This is a genomic window from Acinetobacter sp. YH12108 (assembly GCF_013419055.1).
Taxonomy (GTDB): domain Bacteria; phylum Pseudomonadota; class Gammaproteobacteria; order Pseudomonadales; family Moraxellaceae; genus Acinetobacter.
Map to the genome: position 1 here is coordinate 107,318 of NZ_VPAW01000001.1, position 13,727 is coordinate 121,044.

Annotated in this window: 12 protein-coding genes; 5 read left to right on the top strand and 7 right to left on the bottom strand. The window is 42.4% G+C overall.

What is annotated here, in order from left to right; genetic code table 11:
* Positions 1 to 178: 178 nt before the first annotated feature.
* Together yccS and FTU46_RS00635 are read left to right on the top strand one after the other, a co-directional pair.
* Positions 179 to 2,281, top strand: coding sequence for a YccS family putative transporter (gene yccS / locus FTU46_RS00630; protein ID WP_257224575.1), 2,103 nt, complete (start codon positions 179 to 181; stop codon positions 2,279 to 2,281).
* A 127-nt stretch (positions 2,282 to 2,408) separates the two neighbouring features.
* Positions 2,409 to 2,705, top strand: a complete 297-nt coding sequence (locus FTU46_RS00635) for a DUF3817 domain-containing protein (RefSeq protein WP_004787034.1) — start codon at positions 2,409 to 2,411, stop codon at positions 2,703 to 2,705.
* Positions 2,706 to 2,916: 211 nt separating this feature from the next.
* On the opposite strand, the gene FTU46_RS00640 is transcribed toward FTU46_RS00635, so the two are convergent.
* From FTU46_RS00640 to FTU46_RS00655, 4 genes are all read right to left on the bottom strand, one after another.
* Complete coding sequence (locus FTU46_RS00640) at positions 2,917 to 4,146, bottom strand: MFS transporter (protein WP_180104140.1); 1,230 nt, start codon at positions 4,144 to 4,146, stop codon at positions 2,917 to 2,919.
* Positions 4,147 to 4,248: 102 nt separating this feature from the next.
* Positions 4,249 to 5,289, bottom strand: a complete 1,041-nt coding sequence (locus tag FTU46_RS00645; RefSeq protein ID WP_125279695.1) for a hypothetical protein — start codon at positions 5,287 to 5,289, stop codon at positions 4,249 to 4,251.
* 74 nt (positions 5,290 to 5,363) lie between these two features.
* Positions 5,364 to 5,741 carry a hypothetical protein gene (locus tag FTU46_RS00650; protein ID WP_004787040.1) on the bottom strand — a complete coding sequence of 126 codons (378 nt, stop codon included), beginning with the start codon at positions 5,739 to 5,741 and terminating at the stop codon, positions 5,364 to 5,366.
* 142 nt (positions 5,742 to 5,883) lie between these two features.
* A complete protein-coding gene (locus FTU46_RS00655) occupies positions 5,884 to 7,293 on the bottom strand; it encodes an FAD-binding oxidoreductase (RefSeq protein ID WP_125279697.1) in 1,410 nt (469 codons plus the stop codon).
* Positions 7,294 to 7,647: 354 nt separating this feature from the next.
* Between FTU46_RS00655 and serA the strand changes: the two genes are divergently transcribed.
* Positions 7,648 to 8,880: a phosphoglycerate dehydrogenase gene (gene serA / locus FTU46_RS00660; RefSeq protein ID WP_005233651.1), complete on the top strand. Its 1,233-nt coding sequence runs from the start codon at positions 7,648 to 7,650 to the stop codon at positions 8,878 to 8,880.
* 126 nt (positions 8,881 to 9,006) lie between these two features.
* Complete coding sequence (locus tag FTU46_RS00665) at positions 9,007 to 9,873, top strand: DMT family transporter (protein WP_180104141.1); 867 nt, start codon at positions 9,007 to 9,009, stop codon at positions 9,871 to 9,873.
* Between the two features lie 45 nt (positions 9,874 to 9,918).
* Here the strand turns inward: FTU46_RS00665 and FTU46_RS00670 are convergent, their stop codons facing one another.
* On the bottom strand, positions 9,919 to 11,067 hold the full coding sequence (locus tag FTU46_RS00670) for a hypothetical protein (RefSeq protein ID WP_180104142.1): 1,149 nt from the start codon (positions 11,065 to 11,067) through the stop codon (positions 9,919 to 9,921).
* 332 nt (positions 11,068 to 11,399) lie between these two features.
* On the opposite strand from FTU46_RS00670, the gene FTU46_RS00675 reads away from it, so the two are divergent.
* Positions 11,400 to 12,284 (top strand): DMT family transporter, encoded by an 885-nt coding sequence (locus tag FTU46_RS00675; RefSeq protein ID WP_180104143.1) that lies wholly within the window; start codon positions 11,400 to 11,402, stop codon positions 12,282 to 12,284.
* A gap of 72 nt (positions 12,285 to 12,356) precedes the next feature.
* Here FTU46_RS00675 and FTU46_RS00680 read toward each other — a convergent pair whose 3' ends face one another.
* Together FTU46_RS00680 and FTU46_RS00685 are read right to left on the bottom strand one after the other, a co-directional pair.
* Positions 12,357 to 12,824 (bottom strand): hemerythrin domain-containing protein, encoded by a 468-nt coding sequence (locus FTU46_RS00680; protein WP_179992156.1) that lies wholly within the window; start codon positions 12,822 to 12,824, stop codon positions 12,357 to 12,359.
* Between the two features lie 127 nt (positions 12,825 to 12,951).
* A complete protein-coding gene (locus FTU46_RS00685) occupies positions 12,952 to 13,719 on the bottom strand; it encodes a TSUP family transporter (RefSeq protein WP_004787054.1) in 768 nt (255 codons plus the stop codon).
* Between the last annotated feature and the right edge of the window lie 8 nt (positions 13,720 to 13,727).

Here is a 13,727-nt window from a genome sequence, read left to right on the forward strand (position 1 = left end):
ACGGGCTTCTTGCCCGTTTTTTAGTAGATATTTCTTTTGAAATTGGCGCTTAAATTGCATTCAAAACCGGCAGTCAAATACCACGGATCATATTCTTGTGAATAGCTCAGATTCCATATTGCATCCTCTTCAGCACATACTTAAAAAAGCCCTGTTGCCTTTTCAGTCCAGTGCCTTGATGACTTACTGTTTGCAGATGTTCATTGTGCTTTCAGGAACGACTTTTGGTCTAAAGCTTCTCGGCTATGAGACTTTGATTGTTCCGGTCACTTTAGGGGCAATTGCCACCGCCCTGACCGATTTTGATGACCGTTTAAGTTTAAGGCTGCGCAATCTGGGGCTGGTCATGCTGCTGTTTTTTGCGGTCAGTAGCATGCTGGAATTTCTGCATCCCTATAAAATCTGGTTTGCACTCTGGCTATCACTTTCTAGTGCCGTATTTATCTTAATGGGGGCTTTGGGACAGCGTTATGCCACCATTTCTTTTGGCACTGTATTGCTGTCCATTTACACCATGTTTGGCTTGGGAGAATATGGACACTGGTATGAGCAGCCGCTGTATTTTGTAGTTGGGGTGGTGTGGTATGGCCTGACTTCGATTCTGTTTTACCTGATTCGTCCCACTTTACAGGTTCAGGAAAATCTGTCCATCAACCTACAACAGATGGCCGAACTGCTATCGACCAAAGCCAAATTATTTGATCCCGATAATCAGAATAATGTCGAACCGCTGCTTTATGAACTTTCCTTAAAAAATACCCAAGTCATTGAAAGCTTTAACCGCACCAAAGATTCTTTACTGACCCGACTCAAAGCCTCGCGCCCAAATCATAAAACTATTTACTGGCTGAATCTTTATTTTCTGACTCAGGATATTCATGAGCAGGCAACTGCTAACTATCTGCATTACGAGCAGATTCACCAGCATTTTAGCCGTACCGATCTGATTTTTCGCATTCAGAAAAATATTCACTTGCAGGCGCTTGCCTGCCAGCAGTTGGCTGCTTGCGTATTGCGTAATGAAACTTATCAACTTCCTGAACAGCATCAACTGGCACTCAAAGCATTAGAAGCCTCCATGAGGGACTGGATTGCCCAGCATCCACAGAATATTGAGGTAAAAAACTTACAGCTCATTCTGAGCAATCTGCTGAGTGTGCATGAACAGCTGCAACATTTGCAGGATGGACAAGCCATTTACCGTCCAGATTATCCAAAGTATTTTGATGATTCCAGCCTGTTTGATGATGATCTGCGTGGACCTGCGGATTTCTGGCTGAAATTAAAACCCCATTTGGGACCGCAATCGGCGCTGTTTCGTCATGCGGTGCGGATCGCTTTGGTCTTTCTGGTCGGCTATGCAATTTCTCTATTGCCCTTTGCCAAAAATGGCTACTGGATATTGCTGACCAGTCTGTTTGTATGCCAGATCAGTTATTTCGCTACCAAAAGCCGTTTAAAACTGCGAACTTTGGGTACATTGCTCGGCGTCATTCTAGGAATTCCAATCCTGTATTTTGTACCAAGTATTGAAGGCCAGTTGCTGCTTACGGTGATTTTTGGTGTCGGCTTTTTCTATTTGCGCTCCAAGAAATATGCTATGGCTACATTAATGGCGACCCTAGTAGTACTGCTGATTTTTAATCTGAAAGGCGCAGGCTATGCTGTCATTCTGCCGAGAATTATCGATACCCTAATTGGCTGTCTAATTGCCTGGCTGGCGGTCAGTTGTATCTGGCCGGATTGGAATTTCCGTAATATTTCCAGCAATATCAAAAAATCCTCCCAAGCGACGCTGAACTATTTACTGGCTATTCTGGAGCAATATCAGCATGGCAAAAATAACAGCATTGCTTATCGGACAGCACGTCGTTTGGCCCACAATGCCCAGATTGACCTTTCCAATATGATTTCCAGTCTGAGTACCGAACCAAATCCAGATCCGGTGCTGATTCGCAATGCCTTTCGTTATCTAGTTTATAGTCACAGTCAGCTCAGTTATATTTCCGCATTGGGTAGCCATCGTGAACAGGTATCTGATCCGCAAATTCTGCAACTGCTCTCTGCCTGTCAGCAGACTTTAACCTCTGCCCTATCAAATCCTGAAAATGTACCGCAGCAGGACATTCAAGGCCAATTGGCAGAAATCCGGCAACTGAGTCAGCAGGAACATATTTCTACCCACCTGCTGCTGGTGCTTAAACAGATCAGTCTGTTACTGGAAACCTTGCCTGAATTATTGTCTCTAAGACAGCAATTACTAGCTGTTGAAATCAAATAACCAAGCGGAGCACTAGGATATAAGTATTTAAAATAATTAATTTTATCCTATAAATTTCATTTTGCTTAAATTGGTAGATTGGGTACACTCAAGCCTGATTGAATAGAACATAGAAGAGTGAGCGCGCGTGAATATTAAAACTTTGCGTCTGGTTGGATTGCTTGAAGGTATTTCATTTCTGCTGCTGTTATTTATTGCCATGCCGGTCAAGTACATGATGGATAACCCGATTCTGGTAAAATATATCGGCATGGGTCACGGCGTTCTTTTCGTGCTTTTTCTTGTGGTGTTATTTGCGGTCTGCGAAAAACAGAAATGGTCTCTGAGTATGTTTATACTGGGTTTGATCGCTTCGATTCTGCCGTTTGGGCCATTTATTTTTGATATGAAATTAAAGAAGTTGGAGCAGCCGGCTGAAGCTTAGCTTTTGGATTCTAATCATTATTAAATCAATCATGGACGTTCCCTCGCCTTTTAGGAGATGAGCAGCACTGCTGCGCAAGGGTGAGGTTATTTTATTAATATTTCCCTCTCTCACTCTCTCCCATAGGGAGAGAGAACATTTAATACTTGTATTTGAGGCACATAAAGTAAATAGCTTCATTCGATTAAATATTTAAGAGAAAGGAATTCTTTTAAAACTCCCCTCGCCCTTTTCTTTCCAACATCACCTGTTTCAGCTGCATACGCGGCAAGCTAAACCACAGCGCAATTAAAATAAACGAGGCACCGCAGTAAGCCCAAAGATCAAAAGCTTCATATGCAATTCTGACCACTTCAATCACGATAAAGAAACTCAGCATCATCAAGATAGATACCGTTGCCGCAACCGTGCCTTTAGACACTTCAGATGACATCAGCGCAAACCGGTACAATACCGAGAAGCTGATCCCTTCACCCAGACTGATGCAAGTGGTACCAATAATCAGGCAATGCAGGAAATAATCCGGAATCAGCATTCCCACTAAAAGCAAAATGGTTCCAAACAGCATCAATGGCACACCTAGCATTACTGTTTTACCGAGCGGCATCTTGTCAATAATTTTTAGCAGAATGATATTGCCCAGAATCAGGCCACCCAATACCGGAAACTGAGCCAGGCCATATTGCATGCTGCTCAAGCCCAATTCTTCAACCAGAATCACAGGAGATAAGGCAATCCATAGCATCAAGGGCAAGCTCACCAGCGGCAATGCCATGGTCATGATCACAAAGCGTTTATTTTTTAGGACTTGCTTAAAGTCATCGATAATATAGCTGAGTGGCTGTTTAGGAATACTGATATTCGGATTCGGCATTTTCGCTTTCAGTCCAAACCAGCTCAGAAATGCCAGACAGGCGATGCCGATAAAGCCCCAATGCCATGAGACATGGTCAATCATAAAGGCGCCGACCACTGGCCCTAAAAGTGGTGCCAGCAAGGAAACATTGGCCATAAGTGCCATGACTTTAATGGCATCACGTTCTTCAAAACTTTCCTGAATCGCGGCATACCCCACAGCAGCAATAAAGGACAAGCCAAAACCTTGTAAAAAGCGCAGGAACAGAAAGCTTTGAATATTCGTTGTGAGTAAAATTGCCAGACAGCAGATTACAAAAAATGCCACGCCACCGAGCAGGACTTTTTTACGGCCTAAACGGTCTGATAAGGGTCCTAAAATTGCGGCAACAAATGCCCCACCTAACAGGAAAAAGGACATAGAGGATGGTGCCCAGGAACTGCTCACACCAAAATCACGGGTAATGGCCAACATGGCCGGCTGGATCAGGTCATTACAGATATAGACGGAGAATTCAAACAGCACCAGTGCCAGAGGAAACATCAGTGTGGCACGGGTCAGTTTGTGGGTTTGGGCGTTTTGCATGGGAGTTGTTATTGCCAGTCTGCCCATTAATAGCAGACCGAACTTTATCTAAAATAGAGAAGAATAATTTTAGCAGAGATCGGATTTAAAGTATTTTGAACTTTAACTGTTCTCAACCGATTTCTTCATTTTAAAAGATTCAGCTAAAACTTTATTTGCCTCTGTCAGTAATTTGACTTGTTCCAACGAATTATCAGAATTTGAATCAGCTTTCGAATCATTATAAAGTTCCTGTCCAAAGAAACGATCTGCTAAATGTTTCCGAAGTTCTAAACGATCCTCATCTTTAAATTCACGGGCATAAAGTGGGAAAGAAGCGAGTTCAGTTCCCAACATTCTGGCTTTATATGCCACTTTACGATGTTTAGAAGATTCACGAGCTAAGTACCAAGCAGGTGTAGTTAAGCTAAAAAGCATCAATGTTTTGATTAGACTTTCCCAACCAAGTGGAATATGAATATAGGTACTATCTCTTAAATGATTCCAATTTTGGATAGAGATGTTAAGAAAACCCAATATCAATATTGTTCCAATAATTGCAAAAATACCTAAAGCCCAATTTCTATATTTGTTTGCTATCGAAACTTCTTCCTCATGAATTTCATCATATAATTTTTTAATTAAGCTATTATTTTTATCGTCTATATCCTGATTTAATAAATACTTCTTTACTCTTAACTCTTCAACTAATTGATTAGCTTCACTCTGTAATTTCAAAACATCTTCATTATTAAAAGAAATTCTTAATTGTTCTTTATGTATATCAAATAGTTGTCTGTTTATTTTTCTATAGCTTCTTTCTAAATTATCTTTATCTATATTTAAAGGGAAATCTAATTCATCAGTATCAGCGAATTTATACTGGCTATCAAATACCCCTAATACTTTTCTTGCAGTTCTTTCTGCTTCAAAGACTTCATCTAAATTGAAATGAGGATTCGCGTATTTTAATCTAGTTAGTAAAGACTCTAATAAATCGGTATGCTGTTCTAGCCGTTTAGAAAACTCCTCAAATCTATAGAGAATAAGAAGCTGTACTAAATCTAAGTAATCAAAAGTATTGTATGGGGCAGAATCAAATAATTTTTGTAGTTCATAACTTATATTACTAAGCACAGTTTCTATATTAATATCGTTTTTCATATCGCCCCAAAAAGCAAAAAAGCGCATCCTGAAGATACGCTTTTAACGAAGTTTTATTTAAAGATCAAACATTATTATGGACAGACTGCTTTCTGGAAAGTTTTGGTATTTGAACCGCGTACACACTGATAGAGCTTTTCAGTATTGTGCATTTTCCAGTTTTTCTCTTCTTTCCTAAAATGATAAATGGTCTGAATCGATCTCACCGAATCATCCATCAGACCTGTTTCAGTTACTTTCACCTGTCCAACTGTCGGTGACTCAACACGATTAAAGAACTGACGAATCTCGACTGTTGCCAATTCTTCACGCAGGTCAGGCCTCATTTTAAGCACCTGATCCAAAGGTGTATCTGAAGAAGACTGCACTTTTGCAATCACTTTCTGGGTAGTCGTACAACCTGATGTCATCACACCCAGACCTAAAATTGTAACCGCCAATAACCGTAACATATTGTTTAACCCAGATTATCTTTATTATGCAGAAATTATCATGCCGGGCTTTTCAGCTTAACGCTATTTAGACTCTGTAAGTCCAGTTACAGAGCAATAAAAAAAGCGCACCTTTCGATGCGCTTTTGTAAATCTATTCTGATTAAAGATCGAATAGTTTGCCTGGGTTCATGATGCCATTTGGATCGAATACTTTTTTCAAGGCTTTCATGTATTCGATTTCTTCAGCTGAACGGGTGTATTCAAGATAAGGTTTCTTGGTCATACCTACGCCATGTTCCGCAGAAATTGAACCGTCATATTTTTTCACAGTATCAAATACGTACTTGTTCACGACTTGGCATTTTGCAAAGAATTCATCTTTGGTCAGGTCAGCCGGTTTCAGGATATTCAAGTGCAGGTTACCGTCACCGATATGACCGAACCAGCAGATTTCGAAGTCTGGGTAGTTTTCATTCACGATCGCATCAATTTCTTTAATGAATGCCGGTACGTGAGTGATCAGTACAGAGATGTCATTTTTGTATGGAATGAATGGAGCGATTGACTCAGAGATGTCTTCACGCAGACGCCATAAGCTATGTACTTGCTCAAGACTTTGGCTCATCACGCCATCCAGCACCCAACCCTGTTCCATACAGTGCTCGAAGATTTCCATCGCCTTGTCCATAATCGGCTCAAACGGCGCTTCAAATTCAAGCAATACATAGAATGGACATTCAGTTTCGAATGGGCGCTGTACGTGACCATTGGCCAATACTTTTTGCATCGCCAGCTCACCGAAGAACTCGAATGCAGTCAGGTCGATTTTCGCCTGGAAGGCATGTAACACTGGCATGATCGCATCAAAATCAGGGACGCCTAGTACCAACACTTGCAGGTCGTGTGGCTGACGCTCAAGTTTGATTTCTGCTTCAGTGACTAAACCTAAAGTACCTTCACCACCAATGAACAGGTGTTGTAACGCATAACCAGTCGCGTTTTTGATCATGCCCTTGTTCAGACGCAGCACATCACCTTTACCTGTGACCACAGTCAGGCCTAGCACCCAGTTACGGGTCATGCCGTATTTGATCACTTTAATCCCGCCGGCATTGGTACCAATGTTCCCGCCGATCTGGCTTGAACCAGAAGAGGCAAAATCTACCGGGTAATACATACCCTGCTCTTCAGCATAGTTTTGCAGCTGTTCAGTCACCACACCTGCCTGTACGCGCACCATACGGTCTGCCGGGAAGAATTCCAGAATCTGGTTCATCTTATCCATGCTCACCACAATCTCGCCATTCGCAGCGACAGCGCCTGCAGAAAGACCAGTACGACCACCTGATGGTGTTACTGCAACATTGAACTGATTCGCAAGCTTCACAATTGCTTGAACCTGTTCAGTTGAAGATGGGAAAACGATGACCGATGGGTTTGGATCAAAGTGTTTGGTATGATCACGACCCCAATTCTGGAGGCTGTCCGCATCAGTTTTAATACGGTTTTCACCCACAATTGCAGTCAATTGGGTCAATAACTCTGGGGTTAAAGCGACTGGAGCATTCATCGTTTGCAGACCTAGCATGAATTAAACAAGAGAGACCTCGCCGGTTTATTTGTATATTTTTCAGGCATTAAAACCTGTATACAAAGCAGGCGAAACATGATGATTAAAGCACCAAAACTGGCAGCTTAAACAGCATGGCGCAATATTATAAGCTATTTTTGGGGCTTTCCCTTAAAAAATGACAATTTTGATAATATACCTTTGAAAATGATAGTTTAATTCAACCAGTTCTATCATTTTCACTACTATCACTTGCAAAAATAGCTGATATTGTAGTCATCAAGGAAATGTATAACCGCCCCATTCCTGTGCTATTATACGGCGACTAAATTTGGCCTTTGTAGCGGAGCCGTAATGAGCCAACATCTATCTCTACCTAAAGATAAAATCCGTTTTCTATTGTTAGAAGGCGTTCACCAGAACGCAATCGACACATTGAATGCAGCTGGATATACCAATATCGACTATCGCAAAACAGCGCTTGAGGGTGAAGCACTGAAAGAAGCGATTAAGGATGCACACTTCATTGGTATCCGTTCCCGTACTCAGCTCACTGAAGAAGTGTTTGAAGCTGCGAACAAACTGATCGCGGTAGGTTGTTTCTGTATCGGTACTAACCAGGTGAACCTGGATGCAGCAATGCGTCGCGGTATTCCGGTATTCAACGCACCATATTCAAATACACGTTCGGTTGCTGAACTTGTACTTGCTGAAGCGATTCTTCTGCTTCGCCGTGTACCTGAAAAATCTACAGATACACATGCAGGCGGCTGGAACAAATCTGCTGTAGGTTCGTTCGAAACTCGTGGTAAGACTTTAGGTATCGTTGGTTACGGTTCAATTGGTTCACAACTTTCTGTCCTTGCTGAAAGCCTGGGTATGAAAGTGATCTATTTCGACACAGTGACTAAATTACCATTAGGTAATGCACGTCAGGTCGGCACAATGGGCGAACTTCTTGCAAATGCTGATGTTGTTTCTATTCACGTTCCTGATGTTCCGTCTACACGTAACTTCATGACTAAAGAACAATTCGCGCAAATGAAAGAAGGCTCAATCTTCATCAATGCGGCACGTGGTACATGTGTGGTGATCGAAGATCTGGCTGAAGCATTGAAATCTGGCCACCTTGCGGGTGCTGCGGTTGACGTATTCCCGAAAGAGCCTAAAGCGAACGGTGAAGAATTTGTTTCTCCATTACGTAACATTCCAAATGTGATCCTGACTCCACACGTGGGCGGTTCTACTATGGAAGCTCAGGCGAACATCGGTCTGGAAGTTGCTGAGAAATTTGTAGCTTATTCAGATAAAGGTATGACGCTTTCTGCGGTGAACTTCCCAGAAATCGCGCTTCCATTAACTGAAGGCAAACACCGTCTGCTTCACATCCACAAAAACATTCCGGGTGTGTTGTCTAAGATCAACAACCTGTTTGCTGAACACGGCATCAACATCTCTGGTCAGACTTTAATGACCAAAGGCGATGTGGGTTACCTGGTGATGGATGTAGACGCAACTGCATCTCAAGAAGCACTCGATACTCTACACAACCTTGAAGGTACAATCCGCGTTCGCGTATTGTTCTAATTCAGGTTGTTAAAAAGCCACAGTCTTCGGGCTGTGGTTTTTTTATTGCTTAAAGGTTTTTATTTTTAAGCCTTACTCAGCTGATGCTGCTCTTCCGCTCTTCGAGAAATCGAAACAAATTTAGTCATGCCAAATCTTAAAATTGCACCTATGGTGCAAGCGCCGCTGATTCTGCTGATCGCGATGATCAGCATGCAGAGCAGCGGCTCCTTTGCCAAATATCTATTTGGCCAGTTCCCGATCTTGACCGTTTCTGCAATGCGCCTACTTCTTGGTGGATTGATTCTGGCGCTCATTTTTAAGGTCTGGCAGATCAATTTCCGCCAGGTCAAATGGCCAGCCATTATCAGCTATGGCTTGGCATTAGCTGGCATGAATATGCTGTTTTATCTGGCAATTGATCGATTGCCGATTGGAATCGCAGTCTCTTTTGAATTTATTGGCCCCTTAAGTGTTGCCCTGTTTTATGCCCGGCAGAAATTTGATTTTATCTGGGTAGGATTGGCCATTCTGGGGCTGGTTCTGTTGTTTCCCTTTGATCAGGCTGCACAACCGCTTGACCCGATGGGCATCCTGTTTGCCTTAGGTGCAGGTTCCTGCTGGGCACTATATATCGTGGCCGGACAAAAGCCTTCGGGTGTATCAGGGAATCATACCGTGTGTCTGGGCATGTTCGTCGGCATGCTGGTGCTGATGCCGATTGCCCTGTTTGCGGGAATGCCTGCTCATGTGTTTGAGCCAAGCAGCCTCATGTATTTTGTTATTTTGGCTGCACTTGCCAGTGCCTTACCCTTTACTTTGGAAATGATTGCACTGCGTAATTTAACCGCATTGAGTTTTGGCACTCTAATGAGCCTGGAACCTGCTGTTGCAGCACTCTCCGGTTTTGTATTCTTAGGCGAAACTTTATTGTGGACACAATGGCTGGCACTGGCCACCATTATCAGTGCGTCGATTGGCTGTACGGTGATGACACAAAGAAGAAAGCACTAAATAAAAAAGGCGCTCAAGCGCCTTTTTTAAATGACCTATTTAATTTTAGCGTGGCGTTGCATCCTTAATAGCTGTATTTAATGCTGTAGCTGCTGTCACATTATAGCCATCACATGCCGAAGCAAGATGGTCATACAGGTAATCTGTCCATTTGAGCATTAGAGGAGTTGCACCCTCTTCCCTTAAATTGTCCAAGGCAGCTTTTCTTGCTTGAGCAATATAATCGGCATGATCAATATGCTCTCCATGTTCCGAGAAAGTACTGGAATAAATTTCACCCTGATATTCGATCGCCCCAAAGTATTTATAATATTGCTGAGCATCGTCTTTATATTCGGCTTTTTTAAATTTCAGGTTAGCCATCGTGCCATCTAAAATAGTTTTCGCCATCTCTTGAACAGACTCGCCTGTCTGCCATTCAGCCAGTGTACGATAGCCAGTTTTGATATCCGGATCAAATTCAATAAATTCTTCCTCAGGATGTTCCGCCAGAATACGGAAACATTTAGATCCGTTCGGGAAAGTACGTGCCTTCTGCAAACCGACAAAATTGGTAGCAAACTGATTGTAATATTTACGTTCAGCATCCGTGGTATCAGTATCAAAGAAAACTCTGGTCTCGGTATCGTCATACATCTTCACGACAGCAATATTGGTACGTTCAGTTAATGCTTTACCTGACAGGTCGTACCATTCCAGGTGTCGATGATTGCTGATGTTATTTTCCGGAATAGTGACGGGACGACTGGTAAATTGTTCAGAAGTATTTTCCAGTACTTTTTCCAGTTTATAGCCTAATGCTGTACGGGCACGATCTGCAGGGAATACGCCTTTTTCTGTGACATAAATTGGGAAGGTCATATCTTCATCAAGATCATATTCAGTATCAACAGTCCGGTTATCATCTGCATACAAGATGCCGTCAGTGATTTTATTTTTATGACTGGCCAATAGAAGCTTTTCCGACTCCATATCTGAAGCATCAATATTCGGCAGGTTGAACTGATAGGTATAGAATTCAGAAATCGTATCTGATGTTCCATCATCATTATCCGGAGTTCCAGGATTGCTCGGATTACCAGGATTGGTTGGGGTTGGTTGACCTGCGACTGGCTCGTTATTATCAGAATCAGAGCCACCACATGCAGTCAGCATAAGGCTCAAGACAGCACAAGAGAGTAATCTTAATTTCATTATTATCTACCTTATTATTTTTTGATCGTTTTATTTTTCATTGTTATTTTAAAGTTGACCCAAATCATGAGGTCTAAGCCATTTTAATAAATATAAAATTAAGATCAAATTAAAAATTGATTAATTTGTAACCACAATCTCATCAACAATTAACGTTGAATTTAATTTTTTCGGTGGGGGATAAAATCAAAAATTTAAATCCACTGATCCAAAATCTGCTTCGTATTCACAAAATATTCTTCTGCCCTACTCATCAAAAATTAACCAGTTTGATATACTTCCGCTTTCTTCTGTATCTCGATTATACCCTTCTGGTATAAGTAGTTTCTCCCATGCCAAACGTCCAACTTCTTGCTGTGTTGTACATGGTTCTCTCCATGATTTCATACCAGATCAGTGCATCCTTCGCCAAGCAACTTTTCCTGGTGCTTGACCCGATCACCGTCACTATTTTAAGACTCTGCTTTGCCGCCATTATTGTCTGTATCATGTTCCGTTCCTGGAAAGTTATTCGACGTTTACAATTCCTGAAATGGCAGGATCTGCTCTGCTATAGCGCTTCTCTGGGCGTGATGAATATCCTGTTCTATATGTCGCTAGGGAAACTTCCTCAAGGGATTGCAGTCGGACTGGAATTTATTGGCCCGCTAGGACTGGCCTTAATTTCGATTCAGAACCGTAAGGACTATGTCTGGGTGCTACTGGCAATTTTAGGTATTGTGCTGATGGTGCCATGGGGGGAAGCCAATAGCAGTAACTTTGACCTGTTTGGTGCAGCCTGCGCCTTAGGTGCCGGCCTCTGCTGGGCGCTGTATATCTATTTTGGGCAACGCGTGGTGCAGCAAAATATCGGCATGCATGCACTGACGATTGCCATCAGTATTTCAGCCTTGTGTTTGCTACCAATCGGACTATATAACAACGCCTCTGCTTTGATTGATACTCAATATTGGGGCAAGGCCATTACTATTGCAGTGCTGGCAACCGCTATTCCTTATGCGCTGGATTTAAAAGCGCTCCAGCACTTGAATAAAACCAGTTATGGTACGCTTTCCAGTCTGTCTCCAGCTCTGGCGGCACTGGTGGGTTTTATTTTGCTGGGTGAAAAAATTACGCTACTTCAAACCGTCGCACTGGTTTGTATTATGCTGGCTTCAGTTGGCGTGACCATGCGGGAAGCACGACAGCAATATAAAACCCGGAAAATAGAAAGCTGAATAAATAAAAAAAGATGGCACTCTGGCCATCTTTTTTTGTCATGAAAATTTGAATTTAAATAAATTTAAATATTAGCTTTTAACCAGCATGTCTTTTTTCATTTCTTTATAACGCTGATATTCAGTTTTGTACTGATCCGCTAAAGCCTGTTTTTGTTCATCTCCCAGAATTTTTCCGGCCTGCTGGAAGAAAGCATGCTCTTCTTCTTTCAAATGATGATGTACCTTATCTGACAGTTTCTTGGCAATTGCAATCCAGCTTGGGCTACTAAATTCAGTTTCAGTCAGTTCCTCAATCATTTCATCCATTTCATGATGTTCTGCCAAGGCGTGACGGGTAATGTTCAGGCCGGGATCTGTCATCATCAAGGGAATATAAAAGTAACGATCTTCTGCGGTTTCATGCGCAAACAGTTCATTCTTCAGCTGCTTGAACAACTCACGACGTTCTGGCGAATCCCCCGAAGTTTGCAGTAATTTTTCTGCCAGATCACGCTGGATTTCATGACTTTCCCTTAATGCTTCAAAAATGGTGGTCATGTAATTTTTCTCCTGTTTTTGTCATGCCTTTGCTCCAGCATAGAGTGAAACCGGCAAATGGTCAGGAATATTTATAAGGCGAATTTGTATAAAAAACTTTAATATTGAGAATAGTTTACATCTATTTTTAGGCTAAAAACATCTGATAAGCCATACGGCAAATCAGCAAACTGACCAGGATCAGAAACAGAATCCGGATAAAACCGCTGCCATATTTAAAGGCCAGTTTAACTCCTAATAGCGAACCGCAAATATTGGCAGCCGCCATCATGGCACCGACTAGAAACAGCACATGACCTGTAGGAATAAAGAAACTCAGTGCCGCCAAGTTGGTAGTGAAATTGGCAATTTTCGATAAAGCTGAGGCATGCAAGAAATCCACGCTCAGATAACGGATAAAGAAAAAGATAAAGAAACTGCCCGTGCCTGGGCCAAAAATTCCGTCATAGAAACCGATAGCCAGGCTACCTAATGCTGCCAGTATCAGCATCTTTTTATTCAGCTTTTGCTCGACATGTACCCGTCCGAATTGCTTTTTCATGAAGGTATAAATCGCAATCACGATCAGCATGATCAGCACAAAAGGCTTGAGAATATCCACCGGAATCAAGGTGACACTGGCTGCTCCAATAAATGAGCTAATAAAGCTGCACAGCGCAATTACACCAAGTAAAACCCATGGCAGCTTGACCTGTCTAAGATAGGAAAAGGCTGCCGAGCCTGTACCGAAAATAGAGGCTAGCTTGTTAGTGCCAAATACTGTGGCAGGTTGCAGCTGCGGCAGACTGCTCATAATCGCCGGGATCTGGATCAGACCACCCCCACCGACGGCAGCGTCAATCGCTCCGGCCATAAAGGCAAAAAGCACCAGACTGAGGATAATCTCAATGTCCATTGTTATTC

What these genes read in the sequence shown, in the direction of transcription:
- yccS (WP_257224575.1), top strand. Translation starts at nt 179, where the DNA reads ATGACTTACTGTTTGCAGATGTTCATTGTGCTTTCAGGAACGACTTTT.
- FTU46_RS00640 (WP_180104140.1), bottom strand. Translation starts at nt 4,146, where the DNA reads ATGCAAAACGCCCAAACCCACAAACTGACCCGTGCCACACTGATGTTT.
- FTU46_RS00645 (WP_125279695.1), bottom strand. Translation starts at nt 5,289, where the DNA reads ATGAAAAACGATATTAATATAGAAACTGTGCTTAGTAATATAAGTTAT.
- FTU46_RS00650 (WP_004787040.1), bottom strand. Translation starts at nt 5,741, where the DNA reads ATGTTACGGTTATTGGCGGTTACAATTTTAGGTCTGGGTGTGATGACA.
- FTU46_RS00655 (WP_125279697.1), bottom strand. Translation starts at nt 7,293, where the DNA reads ATGAATGCTCCAGTCGCTTTAACCCCAGAGTTATTGACCCAATTGACT.
- serA (WP_005233651.1), top strand. Translation starts at nt 7,648, where the DNA reads ATGAGCCAACATCTATCTCTACCTAAAGATAAAATCCGTTTTCTATTG.
- FTU46_RS00665 (WP_180104141.1), top strand. Translation starts at nt 9,007, where the DNA reads ATGCCAAATCTTAAAATTGCACCTATGGTGCAAGCGCCGCTGATTCTG.
- FTU46_RS00670 (WP_180104142.1), bottom strand. Translation starts at nt 11,067, where the DNA reads ATGAAATTAAGATTACTCTCTTGTGCTGTCTTGAGCCTTATGCTGACT.
- FTU46_RS00675 (WP_180104143.1), top strand. Translation starts at nt 11,400, where the DNA reads ATGCCAAACGTCCAACTTCTTGCTGTGTTGTACATGGTTCTCTCCATG.
- FTU46_RS00680 (WP_179992156.1), bottom strand. Translation starts at nt 12,824, where the DNA reads ATGACCACCATTTTTGAAGCATTAAGGGAAAGTCATGAAATCCAGCGT.
- FTU46_RS00685 (WP_004787054.1), bottom strand. Translation starts at nt 13,719, where the DNA reads ATGGACATTGAGATTATCCTCAGTCTGGTGCTTTTTGCCTTTATGGCC.